The organism is Actinomadura sediminis (assembly GCF_042675525.1).
Classification (GTDB): Bacteria; Actinomycetota; Actinomycetes; order Streptosporangiales; family Streptosporangiaceae; genus Spirillospora; species Spirillospora sediminis.
This window is the reverse complement of record NZ_JBHTJA010000088.1, coordinates 22,195-29,889: the sequence shown is the minus strand read 5'-3', so window position 1 is coordinate 29,889 and position 7,695 is coordinate 22,195. Positions and strand designations below refer to the sequence as shown.

Below are 7,695 nucleotides of genomic sequence, written 5' to 3'. Positions count from 1 at the left end.
CCGTCGCGGGCGCCGTCGCGGGCGGCGGCCGCGCCGCGCCCGTCGTCACGCGCGCGCCCGTCCGCCGCGGGCGCGTTCCCCGCGGACCCCGGGGCGGGCAGGGCCCTGCGGTCGACCTTCCCGTTGGGCGTCAGCGGCAGCGCTTCCACCTCGACGAACTCGGCGGGGACCATGTACGGGGGCAGCGCCCCGGCCAGGTACGCGCGCAGTTCCGCCGGGTCGGCCGCACGGGCGTCCGGGCCGGACGCGGGGACGTGGTAGGCGACGAGCCGGCCGCCGTCCGGCCCGCCGCGGTCCACGGCCACGGCGGCGTGGGCCAGCGCGGGATGCCCGGCGAGGACGGACTCGATCTCGCCGAGCTCGATCCGGAACCCGCGGATCTTCACTTGGTCGTCCGCCCGGCCGAGGAACTCGAGCCGGCCGTCCGGTGCCCAGCGGGCGCGGTCGCCGGTCCGGTACATCCGTGTGCCCGGCTCGCCGAACGGATCGGCGACGAACCGTTCGGCGGTGAGGTCCGGGCGGCGGTGGTAGCCGCGGGCCAGCCGGCCGGAGATGTAGACGTCGCCGTCCTCGCCCGGCGCGACCGGCGCGAGCCGGTCGTCGAGAACATGCACCCGGACGCCGTCCATCGGGCGGCCGACCGGCACCGGCGACCGCTCGGGGAAGGGGCCCGAGAGGGGGGAGGACGTGCTGAACAGGGTGCACTCGGTCGCCCCGTACATGGCGCGCACGACCGTCCGCGGGCAGGCGTCCAGCACCCGCCGCACGGCCGCCGGGGCGATGACGTCGCCGCCGGTCAGCACCTCCCGGACGCCCGCGAGCGACTCGGGGTCCTCCTGGGCGAGCACGCGGAACAGCCCGGCCGTGAGGTGCAGGCCGGTGATCTCCTCGTCGGCGATGAGCCGGCGCAGCGTGCCGATCTCCAGCGGGTCGGGCGCCGTCACCACGGTGCCGCCGCGCAGCAGCGGCACCCACGTCTCGTACGTCGAGACGTTGAAGGCGTAGGGGGCGACCATCAGGACGCGCTCGTGCGCGCCGCCCGCCCAGCACCGGTCGGCGACCAGAGCGGTCACGTGCCGGTGGGGCACCGCGACGCCCTTCGGCCGCCCGGTGGAACCGGACGTGTGGATGACGTAGGCGAGCTGGTCCGGGTCCACCCGCGCCGCGGGATCGCCGGCGGACGGGCCCGAGGGGGCCGGCTCGGCGTCGACGATCACGACGTGGCCGGTGTGCGGCAGCCCCCGCCCCCGCCGGGCCCGGTCGGCCAGCAGGACCGGCGCGGCGGTCTCGTCCACGATCCACTGCATCCGCTCGAACGGGTCGGCCGCGTGCAGGGGGAGGTAGCAGCCGCCCGCCTTGGCCACGGCCAGCAGCGCCACCACCAGATGGGGGGACCGGTCCATGAGCACCGCGACCGGTGTCTCCGGCCCGACGCCGAGCCCGAGGAGCCGGTGCGCGAGGGCGTTGGCGCGCCGGTCCAGCTCCCGGTAGGTGAGCCGCAGGTCGCCGGACCGGACGGCGCACGCGCCGGGCCGCTCGCGGACCCGGGCGGCGAACGCTTCGGGGATGGTGCGCGGTTCCATGCGCGTCACAGCCCCGGGAGCGGTGCGTGGGGGTCCGCCACGGCGGACCGGAGGACGCGCTGCAGCAGGTCCGCCCGCTCCTCGATCGTCGCCCGGTCGAACACCCTGCTGTTGAACTTGAGCGAACCGACGATGTCCCCGCCGGGCTCCACCTCCAGGTCCCAGAGGGCGCCGTCCGGGATGTGGGAGCTGACGTCCTGGGGGAGGGTCCGCCTGACCCTGCCGATGCGCAGCCCGCCGTGCTCGGTCTCGTCGAGCACGGCGGGGAACTGCGAGACCTGGCAGCCGAAGACGGCCCGGTCCGCGTCGGCGAACTGCCGCATCAGCTCCGGGGTGTCCCCGGCGATGTGGGAGAACGGGATGTCGTTGGCGTAGGCGTCCAGGCAGGTGGTCCGGGTCCGCCGGGTGACGTCGCGGAAGGTCGCGCAGCCGGCGAGGTCGGTGCGCAGCGGGAGGAAGTTGAAGAACGAGCCGATGGTCTCCTGGAAACGGGGCTGCCCGCGGTTGGAGGTGATGGTCGGGACGACGAGGTCGGTGAGCCCGGTGAGGCGGTTCAGGGCCACGTAGTAGGCCGCCATCAGCACCATGAACGGGGAGCTGCGCATCTCCGCCGCGTATCTCAGCGTCGCCGCCGACGTCTCCGGGTCCACGACGAAGCGGTGCACGGCCGCCACCATGGGCTCGCCCTCCGGGCGGGTCCGGTCGGCCGGCAGGGCGAGGATCTCGGCGCCGCGCAGCTTGGCCCGCCAGTACTCGCGGGGGCCCGCGAGGGCGTCCTCGGTGAGGCTCGCCCGCTCCCAGTCCGCGAACTCGCGGTACTGGTGCACGTCCGGCAGGCGGGGCCGCCGGCGCTCGACCCGCGCGGCGTACAGTTCGGCGAGGTCGCGGATGATGAGCTGCATCGACCAGCCGTCGGTGGCGACGTGGTGGGTGTTGACGACCAGCACCGCGTCGTCGTCGGAGAACCTGCCGAGCACCGCGTGCAGCAGCGGCATCCGGTCCACGTCGAGCGGGACGGCCTCGACCTCGCCGACGAGCTCCTGGGCGCGGCGCTCCCGGTCCGCCGGGTCCGTGTCCGACAGGTCGCGGACGTCCAGTGCCGGCGGGGTCACCGGATGGACGAGCTGGTGGCGGTCCTCCTCCGCGCGCGAGACCGAGGTGCGCAGCGCCTCGTGCCGCCCGGCCAGGTCCGTCAGCGCCTCCCGCAGGACGTCCGGGTCCGGACGGCCGCGCAGCCGCCAGCCCTCCGCGAGGGTGTACCGCGGCCCGAACGGTCCGCCGCCGTCATTCTTATCGAACAGGCAAAGAAATTCCTGATTGCAGGAGAGGGGCGCCCGGATCGTCATTTCGCTCGATGTCCGCGCTACATCAGAAATGGCCATGTAAAGCCTCACTGCTCGATCTCGAATCGGGCGGTCTTTTCTCCGAGCAGGATGGCACCGGGCCGATCGGCGGGGCATCTCCTGGATTGCCCGGAGACGGGGCGTCAGCGGTGCGGCGGGCGGTGCGCCCGCAGCATCAGGGAGACCCCGGGCAGCCCGGACAGCGGCAGGCGGCGCTCCGCGCCGATGACCGCCGTGAGCGCCGCGTTCACGAGCGGGTGCGGGGCGGCGAGGTCGTCGCCCTTGACGGCCCGGCGGCGCAGCCGCACGACGGGACGCAGCAGGACGTTCCAGCTCCACACCCGCTCCACGGCGAGGCCGGCGTCCTCGACGACCCGGGTGAGCCGGTCCCGGTCGTAGCGGCGCACGTGGGAGAGCGCCTCGTCGTGCGCGGACCACAGGGACATGTCGCACGGCACCGAGACCAGCGCCGTGCCGCCGGGGCGCAGCACCCGGGCGATCTCCCGCGCCACGCGGTCGTCCTCCTCCACGTGCTCGAGGACGTCGAACGCCGTGACCAGCCCGAAGGCCCCCGACTCCACCGGCAGGTCGCGCGCGTCGGCCCGCAGCGCGTCCAGCCCGCGGGCGCGGGCGATCGCCACGGCCTCCTCGGCGAGGTCGGTGGCCAGCGCCCGCCAGCCGTGCGCGGCCAGCACCCGGGTGTTGCCGCCGCCCGCGGCCCCGACGTCCAGGGCGCGTTCCCCGGGAAAGGGCCGCGGGAGGCGCCGCAGTTCCCGTGCGAGCCGCGCCCGGCGTTCGCGGAACCACCAGTGCCGGTCCTCGAGTTCGGTGAGGCGCCGGATCTCTTCGACGTCCATTGTCGGGTTTCCGCCTCGGCTTTCCGTCGGTCCGGCGATCGCCGGTGATTCACGCGGTGCCCGTCAGCCGGTTCTCCGGCGGAACACCCAGCGGTCCAGCCCGATGTACCGGAAGACGGTGATGGACAATTGGCTCCCGCCGAGCAGGACCACCTCGACGAGCCGTCCCGCGTCCGGCGCGGTGAGGTGCAGGAGCAGGGCCTCGCCCGTGGTGAGCGCGAAGCTCACCGTGAACAGCGCGGTCGCCCGGAGGTGCATGCCGATCCTCGGGACGCCCGCGCGGTTGAACGTCCACCGGCGGTTGGCCTCCGTGTTGAACAGGCCGGACAGCACCAGCGCGCCGAAGTTGGCCAGCAGGGCGGGCCACCAGCCGCGCAGCAGGATGTAGATGGGCACATAGAGCAGCGTCGAGACCAGGCCGATGAGACCGAAGGACAGGACCTTCAGCAGCCGCGCCTGGCGGGGCCGCGCCAGCACCGCGTCCGGGTGGGCGGCCCGCGGCTCCCGCGCCGGCTCCAGGGGGAGCCGCGCCCGGCCGGTCGCCATCGCGCGCACGAACCTGATCAGCCCCCGCACGTTGTCCCACGAGGTCCGCAGGACCCGCACCCGGGAGTCCACGTCCTCCACCCAGTCCACCGGCACCTCGTGGATCCGCAGGCCGTTGAACTCGGCGAGCAGCAGCAGCTCGGTGTCGAAGAACCAGCCGTCGTCCTCGACGCCCGCCACGAGCGTGCGGGCGGTGTCGGCGCGGGCGGCCTTGAAACCGCACTGCGCGTCCCGGAAGCCGACCCCGAACGCGTAGCGCAGCAGCGCGTTGTAGGCGCGAGAGAACATCTCCCGTTTCACCCCGCGCCGGATCCGCGACGCGGAGCTCAGCCGGCTCCCGACCGCGAGCTCGGAATGCCCGCTCACCAGCGGCGCGACGAGGGGCAGGAGCGCGTCGAGGCCGGTGGACAGATCCGCGTCCATGTACACGACGATCTCCGCGGGGCTGTCCCGCCAGGCGGCCTTGATCGCCGCGCCCTTCCCGCGGGTGTCGAGCCGCACCGCGTGCACCTCGCGCAGCTCGCCGGCGAGGCGGCGCGCGATGGACCCGGTGCGGTCGGTGCTGCCGTTGTCGAGGATCGTGATCCGCCAGGACAGCGGGAACGAGCCGGAGAGGAACGAATGGAGCGTCCTGACGCATCCCGCCAGCGCGCGTTCCTCGTTGTAGACCGGGACGACGATGTCCAGCGTCGCAGTGCCCCGCGGAGCGCCGGTGACCGCCGGTCCGTCCGGCACGGGCGCGACGGGCGGGCGCACCGGGCTCTCCTCCACTGCGACGTCCCCTCTCTCGCCGGACTCGCGCCGGACGCCGCCATCGTCGGCAGTCCGAGATCCCGGGCGCATCTCTTCGAATGCCCTCGCCCGGCCGCCGCACGAGGGAAGATGCGGCGCCGCCGGGCCGCTCGGGAGGCTTTGCCGGGACCGCTCTTCGCCGTGACCCGGGAGGCCCGAGCATGCTCCTCAAGGACAAGAACGCCATCGTCTACGGCGGCGGCGGGCACGTGGGAGGCGCGGTCGCGCGCGCCTTCGCCCGCGAGGGGGCCCGGGTGTTCCTGGCGGGCCGGACGGCCGCGCCGCTGGAGCGGACGGCCGCCGCGATCACCGCCGCCGGCGGGTCCGCCGAGACGGCGACGGTCGACGCGCTGGACGAGGACGCGGTCGTCCGGCACGCCGCGGCGGTGGCCCGCTCGGCGGGGAGCGTCGACGTGTCGTTCAACGCGATCGGGACCTGGGGGGACGTGCAGGCGACCCCGATGGTGTCCCTGCCCCGGGAGGACTACCTGCGCCCGCTCATGATCGGCGTCACCGCGAACTTCGTCACCGCCCGCACCGCGGCCCGGCACATGGCGGAGCAGGGCTCGGGCGCCATCGTGACGCTCAGCGCGACCGGGACGCTGAGCAAGGCCGCGCTGCGCATCCCGATCCCGATGGGGGGATTCGGGGTGGCGTGCGCCGCCGTCGAGGGCCTGACCCGGGCCCTCGCGGGCGAGCTGGGGACGACGGGCGTCCGCGTCGTGTGCCTGCGGTCCGAGGGCGTGGCCGAGCCGTTCGACGAACCGGACCCGGACTCGCATCGCGCGACCATCACCGGCCTGGTCGAGCAGGAGGCGCTGCTGCGGCGGCGGCCGTCGGTCCGGGAGGTCGCGGACGTCGCGGCGTTCCTCGCCTCCGACCGGGCCGGCGCCATGACCGGGACGGTCGTGAACGTCTCCTGCGGCACCGTCGTCGACTGAGGCGGCACGCATGACGCAGACCCGCCCGCTGACCGGGGACGAGTACGTCGAGAGCCTGCGGGACGGCCGGGAGATCTATCTCTACGGCGACCGTGTCGGCGACCTCACCCGGCATCCGGCCTTCCGCAACCCCATCGCGATGACCGCGCGGCTGTACGACGCGCTGCACGACCCCGCCGAGCGCGGCGTTCTCACCGCGCCGACCGACACCGGGGACGGCGGCTACACCCACCGCTTCTTCACCACGCCCCGCTCCGCCGACGACCTCGTGGCCGCCCAGGGGGCGATCGCGCGGTGGGCCCGGCTCAGCTACGGGTGGCTCGGGCGCAGCCCCGACTACAAGGCGTCGTTCCTCGGGACGCTCGGCGCGAACGCCGACTTCTACCACCCGTTCGAGGAGAACGCCCGGCGCTGGTACCGCGAATCGCAGGAGAAGGTGCTCTTCCTCAACCACGCGATCGTGCATCCGCCGGTCGACCGGGGGCGGCCCCCGGACGAGGTGTCCGACGTGTTCGTCCACGTGGTGCGGGAGACCGACGCCGGCGTCGTGGTCAACGGCGCCAAGGTGGTCGCGACCGGTTCGGCGATGACCCACTACGGCTTCATCGCCCACTACGGGCTGCCCGTGAAACGGCGGGAGTTCGCGCTGGTGGCCGCCGTCCCGATGGCCGCGCCCGGAGTCAAGCTGATCTGCCGCACGTCGTACACCGCGGCGGCGGCGATGCACGGCGGCCCGTTCGATCATCCGCTGTCGTCGCGGCTGGACGAGAACGACACGATCCTCGTCCTGGACGACGTCCTCATCCCCTGGGAGAACGTCTTCATCTACGGGGACGTGGGGAAGTCCCAGATGTTCACCGGCCACTCGGGTTTCCTGGAGCGGGCCACCTTCCACGGCTGCGTCCGGCTCGCGGTCAAGCTGGAGTTCATCGCCGGGCTGCTGCTCAAAGCCCTGGAGATCACGGGCACCGCGGACTTCCGCGGCGTCCAGACCCGGGTCGGCGAGGTGCTCGCGTGGCGGAACCTGTTCTGGGCCCTGTCGGACGCGGCCGCCCGCAACCCCACCCCGTGGAAGAACGGGGCCGTGCTGCCGAACCTGCAATACGGCCTGGCCTACCGCTGGTTCATGCAGGAGGCGTATCCCAAGATCAGGGAGCATGTCCTGCGGGACGTGGCGAGCGGCCTGATCTATGTCAACTCCAGCGCCGAGGACTTCAAGAACCCGCGGATCCGCGGCTATCTCGACCGGTATCTGCGCGGGTCGGGCGGCGCGGACGCCCTCACCCGGGTCAAGCTCATGAAGCTGCTGTGGGACGCGGTCGGCACGGAGTTCGGCGGACGGCACGAGCTGTACGAGATGAATCATTTCGGGAGCCACGAGACGACGCGGCTCGACCTGGTGGCCTCCCAGTTCTCCAACGGGGACATCGCGTCCTACAAGAGCTTCGTCGACGACTGCATGAACGAGTACGACCTGGACGGCTGGAAGGTCCCCGACCTGGACGCGTTCGACGCGCTGCGGGAGTTCCGCGATGGACTCGGCGGCTGACCGGGCGCGCTTCCCGCCCGGCAACCCGGAAGATGCGCGGCGAATACGCGCGCCGCAAGGTAGATGACGACAGGTCATTGAGCG

Annotated in this window: 6 protein-coding genes; 2 read left to right on the top strand and 4 right to left on the bottom strand. The window is 73.5% G+C overall.

Annotated features, from left to right (window positions below):
- The 4 genes from ACFQ11_RS29360 to ACFQ11_RS29345 all read right to left on the bottom strand — a co-directional run.
- Positions 1–1,583 (bottom strand): amino acid adenylation domain-containing protein (locus ACFQ11_RS29360; protein ID WP_378304472.1); only part of this gene is annotated, 1,583 nt, incomplete at its 3' end.
- A 5-nt stretch (positions 1,584–1,588) separates the two neighbouring features.
- Positions 1,589–2,929, bottom strand: a complete 1,341-nt coding sequence (locus ACFQ11_RS29355; protein WP_378304470.1) for a condensation domain-containing protein — start codon at positions 2,927–2,929, stop codon at positions 1,589–1,591.
- 140 nt (positions 2,930–3,069) lie between these two features.
- On the bottom strand, positions 3,070–3,783 hold the full coding sequence (locus ACFQ11_RS29350) for a class I SAM-dependent methyltransferase (protein WP_378304468.1): 714 nt from the start codon (positions 3,781–3,783) through the stop codon (positions 3,070–3,072).
- 63 nt (positions 3,784–3,846) lie between these two features.
- Positions 3,847–5,085: a glycosyltransferase gene (locus ACFQ11_RS29345; protein ID WP_378304466.1), complete on the bottom strand. Its 1,239-nt coding sequence runs from the start codon at positions 5,083–5,085 to the stop codon at positions 3,847–3,849.
- A 197-nt stretch (positions 5,086–5,282) separates the two neighbouring features.
- On the opposite strand from ACFQ11_RS29345, the gene ACFQ11_RS29340 reads away from it, so the two are divergent.
- Together ACFQ11_RS29340 and ACFQ11_RS29335 are read left to right on the top strand one after the other, a co-directional pair.
- Positions 5,283–6,062 (top strand): SDR family oxidoreductase, encoded by a 780-nt coding sequence (locus tag ACFQ11_RS29340; RefSeq protein ID WP_378304464.1) that lies wholly within the window; start codon positions 5,283–5,285, stop codon positions 6,060–6,062.
- Between the two features lie 10 nt (positions 6,063–6,072).
- The gene (locus ACFQ11_RS29335) at positions 6,073–7,611 is read left to right on the top strand and encodes a 4-hydroxyphenylacetate 3-hydroxylase family protein (RefSeq protein ID WP_378304462.1); all 1,539 of its coding nucleotides are present in this window, start codon (positions 6,073–6,075) and stop codon (positions 7,609–7,611) included.
- Positions 7,612–7,695: the final 84 nt, after the last annotated feature.

Bases quoted from the DNA above. Each gene is read 5' to 3' on its own strand.
- ACFQ11_RS29355 (WP_378304470.1), bottom strand. From the start codon at position 2,929: ATGACGATCCGGGCGCCCCTCTCCTGCAATCAGGAATTTCTTTGCCTG.
- ACFQ11_RS29350 (WP_378304468.1), bottom strand. From the start codon at position 3,783: ATGGACGTCGAAGAGATCCGGCGCCTCACCGAACTCGAGGACCGGCAC.
- ACFQ11_RS29340 (WP_378304464.1), top strand. From the start codon at position 5,283: ATGCTCCTCAAGGACAAGAACGCCATCGTCTACGGCGGCGGCGGGCAC.
- ACFQ11_RS29335 (WP_378304462.1), top strand. From the start codon at position 6,073: ATGACGCAGACCCGCCCGCTGACCGGGGACGAGTACGTCGAGAGCCTG.